Origin of the sequence: Lacipirellula sp. (assembly GCF_965279485.1) — a bacterium.
GTDB lineage: Bacteria > Planctomycetota > Planctomycetia > Pirellulales > Lacipirellulaceae > Lacipirellula.
In genome coordinates this window covers 1,496,379-1,515,209 of the sequence record NZ_CBDIIC010000001.1, presented here as the reverse complement: position 1 = coordinate 1,515,209, position 18,831 = coordinate 1,496,379, and the positions used below count along the sequence as shown (strand labels likewise).

Here is an 18,831-nt window from a genome sequence, read left to right as displayed (position 1 = left end):
CTCGCGCTGTTGTAACGCACTCCTGCGGTAACACGCCGGCGGATTCCGCCACATCGATGTTGCCATGCTGAACTTTTGTGCTGATACTTAATGAGAGAGAAGAGTTCTTTGGAGCGATTCGACCTGCGGGTTTTTCCCGCTAGTTTGCCGACGCCCTAGTATGGCGCCGGCGACGAAGGTCCGCTGCTCTTTGCCAACCTCCGCTCTAGTAGCGTGCAACGCAGGCATCTCGGGCACGAGCGTTAGCCACTCTGGCGACGCCATTTCCGTTTGCGACTGAAAGCGAATTCGCGTGCGCGCATTGCTGCGAGAGCAGAACGTTGTCCGAGGGTCGAGATCTTGGGCGATCGTTCAGACGGCATCCCCTGCCGCGAGAGTTCTTCCCGGAACTCATTGAAAACTTCCCCGCGCCCGCATCACCCGCAGCCATCGGGCTGCGTCCTTTATTACATCATCTGGGTCTACACAACGTTCCAGGACATCGCGCCGCCAGCACGACTCGCACACGCCCGCCATTAGACGATCGAGTCGTCGCCGTCGGCAGGGAGCATGGCAATGACCAAAGGCAGCGAAATTATTTCGCTCGTTTCTGAGCGACAGGATCGCGATCAGTTCCGCCGCAAGAATTGGGTCGGAACCTTCGAGGAATATCTCGACATCGTTCGCGAGCACCCCGAGGTAACGCGGACCGCGTACCAGCGGCTTTACGACATGATCTTGTCGTACGGCGTCGATGTGAGCGATCGGAATCGAGAGAAGGAGTACAGCTATCGCTTCTTCGACGACCCCGATCACAACGGCCACGACGCCGTTTACGGACTACGCGGACCGCTCCATGATTTGGTCAACGCGCTGAAGAGCGCTGCCCACGAGTACGGCATCGAAAAGCGCGTATTGCTACTGCACGGTCCCGTCGGCAGCAGCAAGAGCACGATTGTCCGCCTATTGAAGCAAGGCCTCGAACGCTACTCGGCGACCGACGCCGGCGCCCTCTACACGCTCGGCTGGGTCGACGAGGAAGATCCGGAAGAGGTTCATTGGTGCCCAATGAACGAGGAGCCGCTCCACCTCATTCCGGAGCGTTTCCGCGACGATGTGGCGGCCAAACTGAATGCGGGCCGCGGCGAAGATGACCTCAAGGTACGCATCCGCGGCGAACTCGACCCGTTCTGCCGCTTCATGTACCAGCACCGGCTGAAGAAGTACGACGGCGACTGGACGCGGGTCGTGCAAGACGTTCGCATCAAGCGGTTGATTCTTAGCGAGAAAGACCGCATCGGTATCGGCACGTTCCAGCCGAAGGACGAAAAGAACCAGGACGCCACAGAACTGACCGGCGACATCAACTACCGAAAAATCGCCGTCTATGGCAGCGACAGCGATCCGCGGGCGTTCAACTTCGACGGCGAATTCAACATCGCCAACCGCGGTATCATCGAGTTCGTCGAAGTGTTGAAGCTCGACGTCGCGTTCCTTTACGATCTGCTTGGCGCCAGCCAGGAGCATCGCATCAAGCCGAAGAAGTTCGCGCAGACCGACATCGACGAGGTGATCATCGGTCACACGAACGAGCCGGAGTATCGCCGGCTGCAGAACAACGAGTTCATGGAGGCCCTTCGCGACCGGACGGTGAAGATCGACATCCCGTACGTCACGACGCTGGCGAACGAGATCAAGATTTACGAGAAGGACTACAACCCCCGCACCGTGCCGAACAAACATATCGCGCCGCACACGATCGAAATGGCGGCGATGTGGGCGATCCTCACGCGGCTCGAAGAGCCGAAGCACGCCGGCCTGTCGCGGCTGCAGAAGCTAAAGCTTTACAACGGCAAGTCGCTCCCCGGATTCACCGAGGAGAACATCGCCGAACTACGCGATCAAGCGACCAACGAGGGCCTCATCGGCATTTCGCCTCGGTACGTTCAAGACAAGCTCTCCAACGCGCTTGTCGCCCATCCAGAGGCCCGGTCCATCAACCCGTTCATGGTGCTCAATGAACTGGAGGCCGGGCTCAAGCATCACAGCCTCATCACGCACGAGGAAACGAAGCACCAGTTTCGCGAACTCCTCGGCGTGGTGAAGGAAGAGTATACGAACATCGTCAAGAACGAAGTGCAACGCGCCATCGCCGCCGACGAAGCGGCGCTGTCGCGACTCTGCGGCAACTACATCGACAACATCAAGGCGTACACCCAACGTGAGAAGGTCCGCAACGCCTTCACCGGTCAGTACGAGGAACCGGATGAACGCCTGATGCGGTCGATCGAAGATAAAATCGACATCCCGGAGAGCCGCAAGGATGACTTCCGCCGGGAGATCATGAACTACATCGGCGCGTTGTCGATCGACGGCAAGAAGTTCGACTACAAGACGAACGAGCGCCTGAACAAGGCGCTCGAGCTGAAGCTATTCGAGGATCAAAAGGATTCAATCAAGCTAACCAGCCTCGTCTCGAACGTCGTAGACGCCGAAACGCAGCAAAAAATCGACGTGGTGAAGGGCCGCCTCATCCGCGACCTCGGCTACGACGACGAAAGCGCCACCGACGTGCTGAACTACGTCGCGAGCATCTTCGCCCGCGGCGATGCGAAGGAGAAGTAAGAGAGCGGTCAGCTGTCAGCGATCAGCTGTCAGCCAAAGGAGGAGAGCCCCCTCGGATCCCCACTCCCTTCTGGCTGACTGCTGAAAGCTGATCGCTGACCGCTTCCCCACGCATGGACATCGAACGCGACCAACGCCGATTCAAGCAGATCGTTCGCGGCCGGATCCGCGACAATCTGCGCAAGTACATCACTCACGGCGAGATGATCGGCCGCAAGGGTCGCGATCTCGTCAGCATTCCGGTCCCACAGCTCGACGTTCCGCGGTTCAAGTTCGGTAAGAACGGCTCCGGCGGCGTCGGGCAAGGGGACGGGGAAGTCGGCGACGTCCTCGGCAAACCAGGGCAAGGGCCCGACGGGGCAGGAGGCGCCGGCAGCGATCCCGGGGGCGGGCACTACCTGGAAGTCGAGGTCTCGCTCGACGAACTCGCTGAAATGCTCGGGAACGAACTTGAACTGCCGCGCATCAAACCAAAGGGCGCTGCGAGCATCGAAGCCGAGAAGACCAAGTACAACAGTATCCGTCAAACGGGCCCCGAATCTCTCCGCCATGTGCGGCGGACCTACTTGCGGGCGCTCAAGCGGCAGATCTCCACCGGCAGCTACGAGATCGGCGATCCTCGCGTCATCCCGGTGAAGGCCGACAAGCAGTACCGCTCCTGGAACGAAGTCCCGCAGCCTCAGGTGAACGCGGCCGTCGTGTACATGATGGACGTCTCCGGCTCGATGACCGACGAGCAGAAGGAGATCGTCCGCACCGAGGCGTTTTGGATCGATGCCTGGCTCGGCAAGCAATACAAAGGCGTTGAGAAGCGATACATCATTCACGACGCCGTGGCGAAAGAGGTCGACGAGAACACGTTCTATCACACCCGCGAGAGCGGCGGCACGCGGATTAGCTCGGCCTATAAAGTGGCGGCTGACCTGATCGACCGCGACTTCCCCGTCGCTGATTGGAACATCTACTGCTTCCAGTTTTCCGACGGTGACAACTGGGGCGACGACAATCGCAAGGCGTTCGAGCTGCTCGGCGAGAAACTGCTCCCCGCGTCGAACCTCTTCTGCTACGGGCAGGTCGAAAGCCCCTACGGCAGCGGCGATTTTATCGACGCCCTCGAAAAACAATACGGCGACCACGAGAAGCTGGTGCTGTCGGAGATTGCGGACAAGGATGCGATTTACGAGTCGATCCGAAAGTTTTTGGGGAAGGGGAAGTAGGAGTAACCACGAAGACGCTAAGGCACTAAGGAAGTCACGAAGTGAAAGCAAATAATCAGGGGGATGAGAAGGCGGTTGGAGTGCCCAACTCAGTGAGATGTAAATCGACTGTGCAGCATCAGAAATCATACTTCGTGCATTCCTTAGTGCCTTCGATTCTTCGTGGTTAGCACTCAAAACGAAAAGACCATGTCGATGGGCCCCACCAGCAACCTGACGCCTGAACTCGCCGCGATGCAGGTCGAGATCGAAGAGCATGCGCGCCGCTATGGGCTCGATTTTTATCCGACGATCTTCGAACTGATCGACGCCGATCAGCTCAACGCGATCGCCGCGCGGGGCGGATTCCCGACGCGCTACCCCCACTGGCGGTTCGGGATGGAGTACGAGCAGCTCTCGAAGGGGTACCACTACGGATTGCAGAAGATCTACGAGATGGTGATCAACAACAATCCGTGCTACGCCTACCTAATGCGGTCGAATGCGGCGCTCGATCAGAAGTTGGTGATGGCCCACGTCTACGGCCACTGCGACTTCTTCAAGTGCAACGATTGGTTCTCGCAGACCAATCGCAAGATGATGGACGACATGGCGAACCACGGCACGCGAATTCGCCGCTACATGGACCAAGTCGGCGTCGAGCCGGTCGAAGACTTTATTGATGCGTGCCTTAGCGTCGAAGACCTCATCGACATCTACTCGCCGTTCATCCAACGGCGAGAGAAGAAGGATAACTACCGCTTCAGCGACCGCGATAAGCAGGAGGAGGAAACCCGCTCGCCGCGGTTTCAGGCGAAGGGGTACATGGATTCGTTCGTGAATCCTCGCGAGGTGCTGCTCAGCAAACAACTCGAAGCCGCGGAGAAGGGCGTGGTACGGCGCATTCCGGAACAGCCAGAACGCGACGTGTTGCTGTTCATCCTCGAACACGCACCGCTCACGTCGTGGCAGGCCGACGTGTTGTCGATCGTTCGCGACGAGTCGTACTACTTCGCCCCGCAGGCGCAGACGAAGATCATGAACGAAGGTTGGGCCAGCTACTGGCACTCGACGATCATGATCAATAAGGCCGTGACGGCGGTCGACATCGTCAACTACGCCGACCATCACAGCGGCACGCTCGCAAGTTCGCCGACGCAGCTCAATCCGTACAAGGTCGGGATCGAGCTCTTCCGAGATATCGAAGATCGCTGGAACCGCGGTGCGTTCGGGCGAGACTACGACGAGTGCGAGGACGTCCAGGTGCGCCGCCGCTGGAACACCGGCGCCGGGCTCGGTCGCGAGAAAATCTTCGAGGTGCGGCAGATTCATAACGACCTCACGTTCATCGACGAGTTCCTCACGCTCGACTTCGTGCGTGACCACAAACTATTCAGGTTTGGCTACAACGCAGGCAGCGAGGCGTACGAGATCGAAAGCCGCGAGTTCCCGAAGGTGAAGCAACAATTGCTGCAAAGCCTTACGAATCGCGGCCGGCCGATCATCAGCGTGGTTGACGGCAACTATCGTAACCGGGGCGAGCTCTACCTTCGGCACGATTTTAGCGGCGTCGAACTGCAAGCCGACTTCGCCGTCGACACGCTTCGCAACCTGGAGCGGTTATGGAACCGCCCGGTCCACATTGAAACCGTCCTCGAGAACGCCCGCGCCGTCCTGTCGTTCGACGGCAAGAACCACGAGATCCAAAAAGGGGACGCGGTCGACGTCCCCGATCTCGAAGCCATCACCTGAGTCGCACCACCTGTAGAGTCGCATGAGTCTTTCCTCCCAACTGCTCGCTGAACTTCGCAATGCCACTGGGCAGGGTTCGCAATCTTTCTCTGTTACGGCTGGCACTCGAACGATTCACTGCCGCGCGCTGCAGTGCGATCCGTTGGCGGTGACGGTTGACGAGCTGACGCTCGAATCGCCTGAACTGGCATCGGCGAGCGTCGCCAAACTCCAAGCGGCCAGCCAGTCGCTCGCTCAGCGCATCAACTATCTACTCGAACCGATCGCTCCGATCGAAACCGATTCGCAAGGCTGCAGCGTCCAGATGCGGAGCAACCCGCCGCAGCGCGACGACAACGCGAGCCGCTACTACGAACTGCTGCTCCGCCGCGGCGGTTCGATCGCGCTCTGCCGCTTTGAAAAACAGCCGGGCCAACCCCGCCTCCGCGTCCCCGCCGCGCTGACCCACGAAGTGATCGGCCGGCTCGTCGACGATTTCTCGAGCACCGTGGATTCGATTTGACGGCTCTCAAGGTGCTGAAAATGCAAATGCGATTAACCACGAAACACACGAAATGACACGAAAGCCAATCAAGAAAATTCGTGCGTGTGCTCCGTCTGTCGATCGATATTGCATTCTCTTTTCGTGCTCTTTCGTGTGTTTCGTGGCCAATCCTCCCCGTATTTGGCGGCGCGAACGAGCGCGCCTCTCTCCGTCCCATCCCTAAACCTCCGAGGGCGATTCTGGTACCATGCGAATTGACTTTGAACTCCTTCGACGGCTATTCCACCACCGCATCTCTCGCCATGCATCGTCCTACCGCTTCGACGCAGCCCATCGAATCTACCCGTCCGCCGATCGACGGTGGATGGCACTGCAGCCACTTCTACTACACGTGGAATCGGGATCGGCTGGCCGACATGCCGCCGGCGCAAGTCGCCGAGGGCCGGGCCGCACTGATCTCCACGCTCGATCCTGCCCGTGAGGGGCAGCCGCTTCGCGTGCAGACGTCGATCGTCAGCGGCGCCAAGGCCGACTTCGGCCTGATGGTGATGGATCCCGATCCGCTCGTGGTCGACTCGGTTCATCAGCAGCTGATGGCCAGCCCGCTCGGACCGGCGATTGTGCCGGGCTACTCGTTCGTCTCGATGACCGAGATCAGCGAGTACGTGATGACCGCGGAGCAATATGGCGAGCGGCTGGTCGCCGAGGGCGAAACTGCCGGCAGCGGAGTCTACGAGACGAAGCTGAAGGCGTACGCCGACCGGCTGGTGCACATGAACCACCAACGGCTGACGCCCAACTTCCCGGCGTACACGAACACCTGCTTCTACCCGATGAACAAGAAGCGTAAGGTGGGCGAGAACTGGTTCCTGCTGCCGAAGGAAGACCGCAACGCGATGATGAGCGAGCATGCCAAGAGCGGCATGGCCTACGCAGGCAAGGTCTCGCAGTTGATCACCGTCGGCCTCGGCCTCGAAGATTGGGAATGGGGCGTCACGCTGTGGGCGACCAATCCCGAGTACTTGAAGGACATCGTCTACCACATGCGGTTTGACGAAGCGAGCGCCCGTTACGCCGAGTTCGGGCCGTTCTACGCGAGCTACGTTTCGACGGCGGCGGCGATGCTTGATCATTGCCTGATTGGGAAATGACGAATGACGAAGCCCGAATGGCGAATGCCAAATAGGCGTCAGCCCATTCGCCATTCGCGGTGACCGCGTCAAACTCTGCCGATCGCCGAGTCTGAAACGCCCGCTTGTCCTTTCTTTCTCGCGGGTCGCCGCTTCCGATTCTTTCAATTGCCCAGCTAGCACATTAGAATGGGCCCGCGGCGGCGGGATTTTCCAATTCTTTTGGCAGGGCAAGGGTCTAGTCATATGGCAGGCGCCACCGTGGCCGGCGGAGCAGCACAGCCTGACGCGAGTTCGACGCGTCGGTGCGGCATCCATCTCGTGAAGCATCCGCTGGTTGAGCATCACGTCACTCGCATGCGGCGGGAGTCGACGCGCCCCAGCGAATTCCGCGGCCTCGTCCGCCGACTCGCGACCTTGATGGCCTACGAGGCGACCCAAGATCTGCCGACGCAGCCATACCAGGTACAGACGCCGATCTGCGAGGCTGACGGCGTGCAGATCAAAGGCCGGATCGGGATCGTGCCGATTCTGCGTGCCGGATTGGGAATGGTCGACCCCGTGCTCGACTTGCTGCCGATGGCCGAGGTTTGGCACCTGGGGCTTTACCGCGACGAGGCGACGGCCCAACCAGTGAGCTACTACGACAAGCTCCCCGCCAAGCGGCCCGTCGACGTCGCGCTCATTCTGGACCCGATGCTCGCGACCGGCGGTTCGGTGACGGCGGCGCTCATGACGCTCCGCGATTGGGGCGTGCCGCAGGTGAAGGTCTTGTCGCTGATTGCGGCTCAAGAAGGAATCGACGCGGTCGCCAGCCAGTTCCCTGAAGTGCAGATCTACGTCTGCCAGATCGACCCCGAGCTCAACGCGCACAAGTTCATCGTGCCGGGGCTGGGCGATGCCGGCGATCGTATTTTCAACACGCTTGAACCGCACGATTAACTTCTCATCCCATCGGCCCGATGACGACGCTGGAGGCGGCGCGTCGCGGGTTGACGCTGTCGGACTTCGCTCGCTACAGCGTCGTCCAATTTTCTGCTGTCGAATACTTAAGCGAAGGGCTACGGCCGCCTCATGGAACGCGTGATCAGTTTTTTCGGTTTGTTTGTGATGGTCGGGCTCGCGTGGCTGATGAGCTCGCACAAGACGCGGTTCCCGTGGCGGGTCGTCATCGGCGGCATGTTGCTGCAGCTGGTCTTCGCGCTCTTGATTCTCAAGACGACCGCCGGCGAAGCATTTTTCGACGGCGTCGACGGCGTGTTCAACGCGCTGATGGATTGCGTCGACGCAGGCTCGAGTTTCGTCTTTGGCCAAAATTTTAAAGACCATTACTTTGCTTTCCGCGTGTTGCCGTCGATCATCTTCTTCGCGGCATTGATGCAGGCGCTCTACTATGTCGGCGTCATGCAGTGGATTGTGCGCGGCCTCGGCTGGGTGGTGCAGCGAACGCTTGGCACAACGGGGCCGGAAAGCCTCGCGGCGGCGGCCAACATCTTTCTTGGGCAAACGGAAGCTCCGCTCGTCGTGCGGCCGTACGTCAACAAGATGACCAAGTCGGAACTGATGGCCATCATGGTTCCCGGCTTCGGCTCGACCGCCGGCGGCGTACTCATCGCGTACAAGGGAATGGGCATCGACGCGGGCCATCTGCTCACGGCGAGCGTGCTGTCGGCGCCGGCGAGCTTGCTCATCGCGAAGGTCATGATCCCGGAAACGGAAACGCCCGAACCGGTCGAGAAGGTCGAGCTCGAAATGGGCGACTCGGGCGGCAATCTCGTCGAAGCCGTGTCGATGGGGACGCTGGAGGGATTGAAGCTGGCGCTCAACGTCGGCGCGATGCTGATCTCCTTTCTCGCGCTGCTCGCGCTCTGCGACGGGTTGCTCGGTTGGGTCGGACATCAGGTTTACGACGTGGGCGAGTGGTTCGGCTGGCTTGAACCGGGGTTTACCTTCGAGTGGTCGCTCTCGGCGATCTTTGCGCGAATCTTTTGGCCGATTGCCTGGGTGATGGGTATCGAGACGCAAGATTGTTCCGCCGCGGGCCAGTTGCTGGGCATCAAAATGGCTTCGAACGAATTCGTCGCGTATGGCATGTTCAGCGAGTGGATCAAGCCGGGGGGGGCAATTGACCTCAGCCCGCGGACGCAGGTGATCATGACGTACGCCCTCTGCGGGTTTGCGAATTTCAGCTCGATCGGCATCCAAATTGGCGGCATCGGCGGCATGGCGCCGGGGCGGCAGCGAGACCTTGCCAAGCTTGGCCTGCGGGCAATGCTCGGCGGGGCGCTGGCGAATTTCATGACGGCGTGCATCGCGGGGATGCTGTTGTAAATGCCTAACCACTAAGGCATGAAGAGACGAAGGAACCACGAAGCAAGGCCGCTGCTTGTGGGACGTTTGCCGCCGCTGCGACCCTAGCCGGCCGTCGTTCCTGGGGTATATTCTTTTTTCCTTCATTCTTCGTGCTTCCTCCGTGTCTTTCAGTCTTCGTGGTTAGTTAGTTAGGATCCCCGCAATGAAAACGCTGCTCAGCAAAGAGGAACTTCACGACGGCGTCGCCCGGATGGCGAGCGATATTGAGCGGGCATTCGAAGGGCGGCAACTCACGATCGTCGGCATCCTCACGGGCAGCGTCGTTTTGGTGGCCGACCTTATCCGCCACATCGACCAGCCGATGCGGGTCGGCGTCATTCAAGCGAGCAGCTACCGCGGCGCGACCACGACCCGCGGCGACCTAGTGATCAACAGCGAACTGATGCTCGACATCGCCGGCCGCGACGTGCTGCTGGTTGACGATATTTTTGATACCGGGCATACCCTCCAAAAAGTTGTGGCAAAGCTGCAAGATTTCAAGCCGGCCAGCGTTAGCTCGGCCGTCTTGCTGCGGAAGCAAGGCCGGCAGGAAGCCGACTACGAGCCTAACTTCACCGCGTTCAACATTCCGGATGAATTTGTCGTTGGGTATGGTCTCGATTACGAAGACATGTATCGCAACTTGCCGTACTTGGCGTCGCTCGAGCAGGAAGACCTCGAGAAGCATCGCTCGATGTAGCGATTTTCTCTTTCTGTTCCTGCACGCTCTTTCTTCTCGTTCCCACGCTCCGCGTGGGAACGTTTTTTTGACACTCTGCGTCATTCTTTGCGGCCGATCGTCTTCATAGTCTCGCGCCGCGGGAGCGGCGGGGAGTGCGTTCCCACGCAGAGCGTTGGAACGAGGCACGCGGCGGCGGGTGAATTTTGTCGCGAAACGTATTTTTGGCGACAGAATTCGCTTTATGCTGGAGTTGTGAGATCGGCTGTTTGGCGAACCCCTTGATTGCTACGTAGTTGCGTTACGTGAGCGATGCGTAACTCCTCTTGTCGTTCGTGCATTCTGTCGCGACAGAATTGAATTTGGCGGCGCCAGTTGTCTGCGTCGGGCGACGTCACTCTGAATCGAGGCCGACCTCCGGACGGAGCACGGGGCTTGGATGCGCGCAGACGCTCCGCGTTAGCAAACGCAGGAACCAAGCGGCTTGGTTCGTTGTAGCCGATAAAGCGGTCACCGCGCAGCTGGCCGATTTGGCCAGCTTGACGAACCGCTCGCGCCGCGGCGATTAATTAGAGCGCGCCTGAAGAGAACTGCTCAGGCAGCAGCGCGGCGAGGGTGGTGGTGCGCGTGCGCGTCGGATCGTCGGCGTCGATGAGGATCACTTCCATCGCGGGCCCGAATTCGCTGAGGACTTGCCGGCAGGCCCCGCAGGGAGAATGGCCGCCGCTGGTGGCGACGGCGACGGCGACGATTTGCCGGTGTCCTGCGGCGACGGCGCTGCCGATGGCGACGCGTTCGGCGCATATCGTTAGGCCGTAGGAGGCATTCTCGACATTGCAGCCGGCGAAGATCTCGCCATCGGCGGCGAGCAGCGCAGCCCCGACATGAAATCTGGAATAGGGGGCGTAGGCGTTCGAGCGGACTGCCTGCGCGGCGTTGGCTAGCAGTTTTTGTTGATTTGGACCCATCGGTTCTGATATAAAGGGTATGGCCTAGTCGTAATTTTGACGCTGGTTGCACCGATTCGGCGAGCGTCATTTTATCAATTCGCGAGAAGATTAGATGCAGCAATCTGTGATAATGAATCTGCTGGGGGGGATTGGTTTACTCGTTGCATTCTTGGTTCCAGCCGCGAATGCAACGACGGTGGACGTGTCGCAACTCGCTTACCAAGGAGTGGCCGACATCTCGCAAGGCGATCGATCGGGACAGACGTTCACGCCGACAACTAACGGGCTGCTAGTGGGAGTCCGACTTCTCGTGCAAGGTGGAAGTTGGGGGCCGACGTTTCCGGCTGGGAGTGACGCGACGATTAGGCTCAGAGAATTAGGTAGTAATGGAGTTCCCTTAGAAACGGCCGTTGCCGTTGGGCACTACTTGCGAACCGACGTTGACCGGAATCAGCCGAAATGGATCGAAGTTTTGTTTGACGCTCCCTACCAGCAAACCGCTGGCGTACCATTGGCGTTCATGATTGAAGACGCGACTTCGGGCTCAGAGGGGTGGAGCAATTTCGGTATGAAGAATGGAAATCCCTACGCTGACGGGCAAATGTTTCATCTAGATTGGTCTGCTCCTTTCGGGACGTCTGGATTAACGGTAAGCGTTTACGATTTCGCTTTCGAAACGCTAATCGCTGTGCCAGAGCCATCAAGCATTCTCCAACTCACTGGGATGGCAAGCGTCGGTCTTCTGCGACGTCGAATAAGATTGCAGGCAACGCCGAAGTAATGATCGCTAGAGGCGAACTTCGTGACCGCCGCGGCAATCGCCCACTTGGGTAAAGTTTGATTTAGAGCGACGAATGGTGCGGTGATAAGGGCGATGCAGACGCGTTGCCCTGCGACAGATTCTGTGGTGAACGCTCGCAGCGGCAGGTACAATCGTCGGAGACGATGATTAGCTTGCCTATTCTCGATGCCGCGCGTTGCCATGGCCAAGTGTTCAAGCTGCCGAACGCTGATCGCCTGGGGCGGATTTTACGACGGCGACTTTCGCTACTGCAGCGAAGGGTGTCTCGATCGCGGCCGGATCGATCGCGTGACTCTAGCAGTACCGCGCGAACTGCTCGACCGCTATTTGTGGGCGGTCCACGAAGCGGATTGCCCGCAGTGCGGCGGGCCGGGGCCGCTCGATGTGTATGCCGCGGGCCACGGGGTGCTGCAATTCCGGACGGTATTGGGAGATCGGTTGCCGCCGATCAGTTGCCGCAGTTGCGGGACGAAGGCGGAACTGCGGTCCGCGTTGGGCAGAGCCGCCCTCGGCTGGTGGTTGCCGTTCGAGTTCGTCTTGTTGCCGCTTTCTCTGGGTCGAAGCGTCATCAGGTTGGCCAAGCGTCGGAATCGATCGGGGCCGTCGTCGCTCTTGGAACGACGCGTGAAGATCGAACTGGCGATCAGGGATGGCAGACGGCGGGCGAGAGGCAAGTGAGCCGACCCGAATTGTGCAGCTTCACTAGGTCAATCGGTAGGGCCGTAAGTTCAACTGCGCGTCGTGAATGTCGCCAAATTCAGCGATTTTCGCAGGTCGCCATTTCCTCGGAGAATTCCTCTATTTAGGCTATTTGCACTCCCGTGTACAATTCCGCCCACTTTGTGTGAGCCACCCCGTTCATAATTTCAAGGAAGAATCATGGGCACATGCGACAGCTGCGGGACGTTGATTCTTTTCGGTGGAGTCAAAGGGCCGGGATACCACTACTGCAAAGAGGCATGCGCTCAGCACGCTCACGGCCAGCAACTGGCGGCAGCGGTACCGCAGGAATTGATGGATCGATACGTGCGGGAAGTCCATCAAGGCGATTGCCCAAAGTGCGGCGGGCCCGGGCCGATTGACGTTCACATTTCGCACCGGGTGTGGTCGGCGATTGCGTTGACGTCGACGTCGAGTCGTCCGGAGATCTGTTGTCGCGCGTGCGGCGTCAAGTCGCAGGTGAATGCTACGTTGAGTTCAGCCTTGCTGGGTTGGTGGGGCTGGTGGGGATTGTTGTTCACGCCCATGCAGATTGTGCGAAACTTGACAGCCATCATCTCGAAACCAGATGCTTCGCAACCGTCAGCACGATTGACGCACATCGTGAAGTTGGACGTAGTCAGCAAGGCGATGCGACCAGCACTAAAGGCCTGAGATAGCGCGACATTTCGAGTAGTGCTTGCGGAACACGGATGCTTGATCCGCGACAAGTACTCAGCAGGCCAAGGAGCTTCGGATGAAGTACGAAGTTCGATTGGAAGCATCAGCGGGATCGCCCATTGCCGTCGTTCATCGACAGGCGACGCGGCCGCAGATTGGCGTCGTTGTTCAAGCGGCCTGCGGCGTCGTGTGGAATGCGCTGCGGGCGGCGCAGGTCGTCGGCGTCGGCCGGCACGTGGCGATCTATTGGGACGATACGATTCGACTCGACGTCGGCGCGGAGGTTGCTGAGCCGTTCGCCGGAGCGGGCGAAGTCGTGGGAGCTACGTTGCCGCAAGGAATGCTAGCCGCTGTCACGCACTTTGGGCCGTATGATCAACTTGGCGGCGCGCATCAGGTGATTCAAGCGTGGTGCTCCGCAAACGGGCATCGGCTGGCCGGCCCCAGTTGGGAAATCTATGGGCACTGGCAGGACGAGTGGAATCGCGATGCGGCGCTGATTCGCACCGACGTCCACTACTTGCTGGCGGATTCTGCAAACGAGACGCGTGATTAGACGCTTGCGGTCGCGTGCGAAACTCGGGAAGCGGGGCGTCTAGCTCGCTGCTCTGTCGATGGTTGCGACGCCTCGCGGCTCGGGGCGAGCGTCACGATGCGTTGCTCGCGCGATTTGATGCGCCGGCGTCCGAGCATCCGCAAGAACTGGAAGCGAGCTTGTTGCCAAATTCGTTGCTCGCGGGCGAGGTAGCAGCGGCCAACGCTCGGCTGAGTGGCGCCTTGCAGGCCAGATTGCTCAGCGTCGTCGAGAGCATCAGCAATCATTTCAGCTGCAAGTCGCATCGACTTGGCGGTGATGGTTGCTTCTGTGTCGCTTGAAGCAAGCGCGGGGTAACCGTACTTCAGCACCGCGCCCGTGTCGATGCCGCGATCGATTCTGTGGAGCGTCACGCCTATGTTGTCGACGTCGTTGTTGGCAAGGGCCCAGAAGAGGGTTCGCTCGCCGCGGTAAGCGGGCGCTATGCCGCGGTGGACGTTGAGGGTTGCGAGGCGGGGGATCTCGAAGATCTCAGGCTTCAAGATTGGCGCCGCGGTGACGAGTAACACGTCGGGATTGAGGCGGCGGAGTTCCGCGGCGAACGCGGGCGAGTTGATTTGGCGGATGTCGACGGGCGTCGTGGGGATGTCGCCGACGGTTTCGTCAAGGTGGGCGAGGTAGTTCATCGCTTGGCGTTCGCGGCGGTTGTGGGCGTGCTCGAGATACTTGCGGCTTGCGAGTTCGACGACGCTCGCGACCGGCGCCTTACGGAATTTCGCAAAGCGCGAGGCGGGGGCGGCGGCCGGTTCGCTCCACGCGACGCGGAAGACGTGGCTGATGGGATGACGCTCGGCCACGGAGCGAAGGAGGTAGGCGTTGGTCGGCGTGCAGGTGCTGAGGGCGACGATGTTCACGCGATCCTCCAAGGCGGGAAGAGGGAGGGCGGCATGCTGTGCGAGACGGGCATGCCGCCCGGCGGGAGAGGAGACAGCTGGAGAGTTTCAGAGTAGTTAGACCTCGCGAGAGGCTTGGCGGGGATGGCTCTACGGAGGTCCACAATTGGGTGTGGGACTGGAAGAGACGGCTGTTGCGGCCGGAGCGATGGGCGCAATCGGAATGCGTTGCGAGGGGAGCGTGTACCAACTGCTTCCCCCCTCCCCTCCAGGGGGAGGGGGCCAGACATTTCATCATGGCGGCGGTGCGGCGAGCGGCGCTATCAGTCGATCCGGTCGAGGATGAGCGGGCCGACGGCGGGAGCTTCGTCGGCGACTTGGATCGCTTCGAGAAGCGTGTGGCGGACACGTTCGGCAATCATCGGCTTAGCGAAAATGCGAGCCAAGGGTTGGCCGGCGTCGATGCGGTCGCCGAGCCGCGTGAGCATTTCAAGGCCGGTCGAATGGTCAAGCTGATCGCTGAGAACTTGTCGGCCGCCGCCCATCGCGATGATCGCTTTGCCGAGGAGCTCGGCGTCGATGCGGGCGAGGCGGCCGCTGCGGGGGCTGACGAGGTCGCTCACTGGGGCGACGGGGCGCGGAGCGTTGAGGTCGCCCGCTTGGGCGGCAATCATCGCAGTGAATTGTTCCATCGCTTCACCGGAGTCGATGGTGCGTTGCAGCTTCTCGATGCCGGCGGCGGTGCTCTCGACATGTTTCGTGGAGACCAGCACCTCGGCGCCGAGGGCGAGTGTGCACTCCATGAGGTCGGCGGGGCCGTTGCCTTGAAGGGCGGCGATTGATTCGTCGACTTCGACCGCGTTGCCTGCCATGCGGCCCAGCGGTTGGTTCATGTCGGTGAGCAGCGCGGTCGTCGCAACGCCCATCCGTTTGCCGGTGGCGACGAGCGACTTGGCGAGTGCGCGAGCGTCGGCTTCGGTCTTCATGAAGGCGCCGGTGCCGAACTTCACGTCGAGTACGAGAGCGTCGAGCCCCTCGGCGAGCTTCTTGCTCATGATGCTCGCGGTGATCAGCGGGATCGACGGGACGGTGGCCGTCACGTCGCGGAGGGCGTAGAGCTTGCGGTCGGCGGGGACGAGGTCGACGGTGGCGCCGGTGATGACACAGCCGGTTTTCGCGACGACGGCGCGGACTTCGTCCATCGTGAGGTTAGTGCGGAAGCCGGGGATTGCTTCGAGCTTATCGAGCGTGCCGCCGGTGGCGCCGAGGCCGCGGCCCGAGACCATCGGTACTTCGAGGCCGCAACAGGCGAGCATGGGGGCGAGCAGCAGCGAGGTCTTATCGCCGATGCCGCCGGTGGAATGCTTGTCGACGCGCGGCACGCCGTCGTCGGGCCACTCGAAACGGGCGCCCGAGGCGAGCATGTGGTCGGTGAGCGAGGCAATCTCGTCGGTGGTCATGCCGTTGAGGTAGATCGCCATCGCCAGGGCCGACATCTGGTAGTCGGGGATCGCGCCGCGAGCGTAGCCGTCGATGAAGGCGGCAATCTCGGCGTCGGTGAGCTGCTCGTGATCGCGCTTCTTTTGGATGATCCAGACGGGGTTCATTGTATTGGCCTGGCTGGTTTTCTCTCGCAAAGGCGCAGAGGCGCAAAGGAAACGCAAAGAAGACAGGAGAATAATTGTGTTAGTTTGAAGGCGATAGCTACGGGTAGAACAGCGGGCAGCGAATTCAACAATTCACTTGCATTCTCTTTGCGTTTCCTTTGCGCCTCTGCGCCTCTGCGCCTCTGCGCCTTTGCGAGAGACTTGTCTTTCTAAACGGCTTAAAGAGTTTCCACCACGCCGCGGACGATCGCGCTGAGTTTGGCGCCGGCGGTGGCGGCGACGGTGAGGACTTCGTGGCCGCAGGTTTCGCCGAGGGCGTCGGGCGAGCCGACGTTGGTGATTGTCGACAGGCCGAGGACGCGCATGCCGGCGTGGACGGCGGCAATCACTTCGGGGACGGTCGACATGCCGACGGCGTCGCCGCCGAGACGTCGGAGCATGCGGTACTCGGCGCGGGTTTCGTAGTTCGGCCCAAGGACGGAGGCGTAGACGCCACGATGGAGGATGAAGCCGTCGCGCATCGCGATCTCGACGGCGCGGCGCTGCAGACCTTTGTCGTACGGCGTGCACATGTCGGGGAACCGCGGGCCGAGGGCGTCGTCGTTTACGCCGATAAGCGGGTTGCGAAACATGAGGTTGATCTGGTCGTCGATCAGCATCACGTCGCCGGTGGCGTATTGCGGGTTGAGGCCGCCGGCAGCGTTCGAAACGACGAGCGTGCGGCCGCCGAGCGCGGCCAGCAAGCGGACCGGCAGCGACGCGGTTTCGGCAGAGTGCCCTTCGTAGAGATGGAAGCGGCCTTGGAAGGCGATGATCGGGGCGCCGCCAAGCGTGCCGCAAACCAATCGACCGGCGTGGCCGATGGCGGTGGTGTGCGGGAAGTGGGGAAGGTCGGCGTAGGGAATCGTCGCTGGGGCGTCAATTTCGTTTACGAAATCGCCGAGGCCGGAGCCGAGGATGACGCCGGCCTTCGGCATGGCGTTCCACTGGTTGCGAACAAAAGCAGCGGTTTCGGCAATTTGGTTGGCGAGGTGGAGCATGGAGGCGCCGAAGGAGTCGGGAGTCTTTTGCGACTAGCCGCGTTGATTTGAATGGGGCGGTTTCTAGTCGCAAAAGACTCCCGACCCCGTTGAACGTCGTCTACCGATTCGCTTCGTGTTGGAGGACGGTGAGAACTAACGCGCGGAGCTTTGGTTGCGCGGAGTTCGCAAACGCGATGATCTCGTGGATGTCGGCCGGCTTCAGCGTGTCGGGAAGGCACATGTCAGTGATCACCGAGAGGCCGAAGACGCGCATGCCGGCGTGGACGGCGACGATCACTTCGGGGACGGTCGACATGCCGACGACGTCGGCGCCGATCGCGCGTAGGAAGCGGTACTCAGCGCGGGTTTCGAGATTCGGCCCGGTGACGGCGACGGTGACGCCGCGATGGGCGACGAAGTTCTCGCGGCGAGCCGTTTCGAGGGCGACCTCGATCAGCTCGGGCGTATAGGGCGCCGACATGTCGGGGAACCGCGGGCCGAGGCGGTCGTCGTTCACGCCGACGAGCGGATTGTCGCCCATCAAATTGATGTGATCGTCGATCACCATCACGTCGCCCGCTTTGTAGTACGGGTTCATGCCGCCGACAGCTTGCGAGACGATAAGCGTCTCGGCGCCAAGCGCCTTCATCACGCGGACCGGCAGCGTGATCTGCTTGAGCGGGTAGCCTTCGTACTGATGGAAGCGGCCTTCCATCGCGACGACCGGCACGCCGGCGAGTCGGCCGCAAACGAGGCGGCCGCGGTGGCTCGTCGCGGTCGAGCGCGGGAAGTGAGGGATGTCTGGGTAATCAATCGCGACGGGCGATTCAATTTCGTCGGCGACGTTGCCGAGACCGGTGCCAAGGATGATGCCGGCGCGGGGCGTTTCGTTCCAGCGCTCACGGACGGCGGCAGCGGCTGCTTCGATTTGCGAGTATAGTTCTAGCATATTGCGGGTGTGGCGGTGGCTGACGTGATTCTGAATGCGGGAGCGGGGAGATTTTTACCACGAAACACACGAAGCACACAAAAGATTAATGGGGAAAGTAATGGAGGTTTTGTATCGAGAGGAAAGTTACTTGGTGATGGGGGCGTGCTTTGAGGTGTACAAGGAAATGGGCTGCGGTTTTTTGGAGGCGGTTTATCAAGAGTGTTTGGGAATTGAATTCGGTTTGCGATCGATCCCCTTTCAACCGCAGTTGGAGTTGCCGTTGCGATACAAGCAGCACGAACTTACGCAGAAGTATCAGCCTGACTTCGTTTGCTACGACAAGATCGTGTTGGAGATCAAATCAGTCAACGCGATCGTCGACAGGCATCGTGCTCAAGTTCACAACTATCTATGCGCCACGGATTATCGGTTGAGGATTATCGCCAATTTCAATCACCATCCCAAACTTGAGTGGGAGAGAATTGTTAGGTAGAAGTTTCAGCGCTTCACTAAG

At 60.4% G+C, this 18,831-nt stretch carries 17 protein-coding genes; 11 read left to right on the top strand and 6 right to left on the bottom strand.

Annotation, left to right across the window (positions count from 1 at the left end):
• Positions 1-555 precede the first annotated feature (555 nt).
• The 8 genes from ACQY7R_RS06435 (at position 556) to hpt (ending at position 10,218) form a co-directional block, all read left to right on the top strand.
• On the top strand, positions 556-2,604 hold the full coding sequence (locus ACQY7R_RS06435) for a PrkA family serine protein kinase (protein ID WP_428304765.1): 2,049 nt from the start codon (positions 556-558) through the stop codon (positions 2,602-2,604).
• Positions 2,605-2,717: 113 nt separating this feature from the next.
• Entirely contained in the window at positions 2,718-3,821 is a 1,104-nt protein-coding gene (locus ACQY7R_RS06430; RefSeq protein ID WP_428304764.1) for a DUF444 family protein, read from the top strand.
• 189 nt (positions 3,822-4,010) lie between these two features.
• On the top strand, positions 4,011-5,552 hold the full coding sequence (locus tag ACQY7R_RS06425) for a SpoVR family protein (RefSeq protein WP_428304763.1): 1,542 nt from the start codon (positions 4,011-4,013) through the stop codon (positions 5,550-5,552).
• Between the two features lie 22 nt (positions 5,553-5,574).
• On the top strand, positions 5,575-6,054 hold the full coding sequence (locus ACQY7R_RS06420; RefSeq protein WP_428304762.1) for a hypothetical protein: 480 nt from the start codon (positions 5,575-5,577) through the stop codon (positions 6,052-6,054).
• A 284-nt stretch (positions 6,055-6,338) separates the two neighbouring features.
• Positions 6,339-7,187 carry a hydrogen peroxide-dependent heme synthase gene (gene hemQ, locus ACQY7R_RS06415; RefSeq protein ID WP_428304761.1) on the top strand — a complete coding sequence of 283 codons (849 nt, stop codon included), beginning with the start codon at positions 6,339-6,341 and terminating at the stop codon, positions 7,185-7,187.
• Positions 7,188-7,412: 225 nt separating this feature from the next.
• Positions 7,413-8,108: a uracil phosphoribosyltransferase gene (gene upp, locus ACQY7R_RS06410; RefSeq protein WP_428304760.1), complete on the top strand. Its 696-nt coding sequence runs from the start codon at positions 7,413-7,415 to the stop codon at positions 8,106-8,108.
• 132 nt (positions 8,109-8,240) lie between these two features.
• Entirely contained in the window at positions 8,241-9,497 is a 1,257-nt protein-coding gene (locus ACQY7R_RS06405; RefSeq protein WP_428304759.1) for a NupC/NupG family nucleoside CNT transporter, read from the top strand.
• 184 nt (positions 9,498-9,681) lie between these two features.
• On the top strand, positions 9,682-10,218 hold the full coding sequence (gene hpt, locus ACQY7R_RS06400) for a hypoxanthine phosphoribosyltransferase (RefSeq protein WP_428304758.1): 537 nt from the start codon (positions 9,682-9,684) through the stop codon (positions 10,216-10,218).
• A 548-nt stretch (positions 10,219-10,766) separates the two neighbouring features.
• Here the strand turns inward: hpt and cdd are convergent.
• Positions 10,767-11,165, bottom strand: coding sequence for a cytidine deaminase (gene cdd / locus ACQY7R_RS06395; RefSeq protein ID WP_428304757.1), 399 nt, complete (start codon positions 11,163-11,165; stop codon positions 10,767-10,769).
• Between the two features lie 964 nt (positions 11,166-12,129).
• Here cdd and ACQY7R_RS06390 point away from each other — a divergent pair.
• Positions 12,130-12,627, top strand: a complete 498-nt coding sequence (locus ACQY7R_RS06390; RefSeq protein WP_428304756.1) for a hypothetical protein — start codon at positions 12,130-12,132, stop codon at positions 12,625-12,627.
• Positions 12,628-13,034: 407 nt separating this feature from the next.
• Here the strand turns inward: ACQY7R_RS06390 and ACQY7R_RS06385 are convergent, their stop codons facing one another.
• Complete coding sequence (locus ACQY7R_RS06385) at positions 13,035-13,223, bottom strand: hypothetical protein (RefSeq protein WP_428304755.1); 189 nt, start codon at positions 13,221-13,223, stop codon at positions 13,035-13,037.
• A gap of 182 nt (positions 13,224-13,405) precedes the next feature.
• Between ACQY7R_RS06385 and ACQY7R_RS06380 the strand changes: the two genes are divergently transcribed.
• Positions 13,406-13,885, top strand: coding sequence for a GyrI-like domain-containing protein (locus ACQY7R_RS06380; RefSeq protein ID WP_428304754.1), 480 nt, complete (start codon positions 13,406-13,408; stop codon positions 13,883-13,885).
• Here the strand turns inward: ACQY7R_RS06380 and ACQY7R_RS06375 are convergent.
• The 4 genes from ACQY7R_RS06375 to ACQY7R_RS06360 all read right to left on the bottom strand — a co-directional run bounded on the left by ACQY7R_RS06375 (position 13,882) and on the right by ACQY7R_RS06360 (position 18,335).
• Positions 13,882-14,778 (bottom strand): formyl transferase, encoded by an 897-nt coding sequence (locus tag ACQY7R_RS06375; protein ID WP_428304753.1) that lies wholly within the window; start codon positions 14,776-14,778, stop codon positions 13,882-13,884. The genes ACQY7R_RS06380 and ACQY7R_RS06375 overlap by 4 nt on opposite strands.
• 302 nt (positions 14,779-15,080) lie before the next feature.
• Positions 15,081-16,364, bottom strand: a complete 1,284-nt coding sequence (locus tag ACQY7R_RS06370) for a thymidine phosphorylase (RefSeq protein WP_428304752.1) — start codon at positions 16,362-16,364, stop codon at positions 15,081-15,083.
• A 218-nt stretch (positions 16,365-16,582) separates the two neighbouring features.
• On the bottom strand, positions 16,583-17,404 hold the full coding sequence (locus ACQY7R_RS06365) for a purine-nucleoside phosphorylase (RefSeq protein ID WP_428304751.1): 822 nt from the start codon (positions 17,402-17,404) through the stop codon (positions 16,583-16,585).
• 100 nt (positions 17,405-17,504) lie between these two features.
• Positions 17,505-18,335, bottom strand: coding sequence for a purine-nucleoside phosphorylase (locus tag ACQY7R_RS06360; protein ID WP_428304750.1), 831 nt, complete (start codon positions 18,333-18,335; stop codon positions 17,505-17,507).
• A gap of 88 nt (positions 18,336-18,423) precedes the next feature.
• On the opposite strand from ACQY7R_RS06360, the gene ACQY7R_RS06355 reads away from it, so the two are divergent.
• A complete protein-coding gene (locus ACQY7R_RS06355) occupies positions 18,424-18,810 on the top strand; it encodes a GxxExxY protein (protein ID WP_428304749.1) in 387 nt (128 codons plus the stop codon).
• The last annotated feature ends 21 nt before the right edge of the window (positions 18,811-18,831 follow it).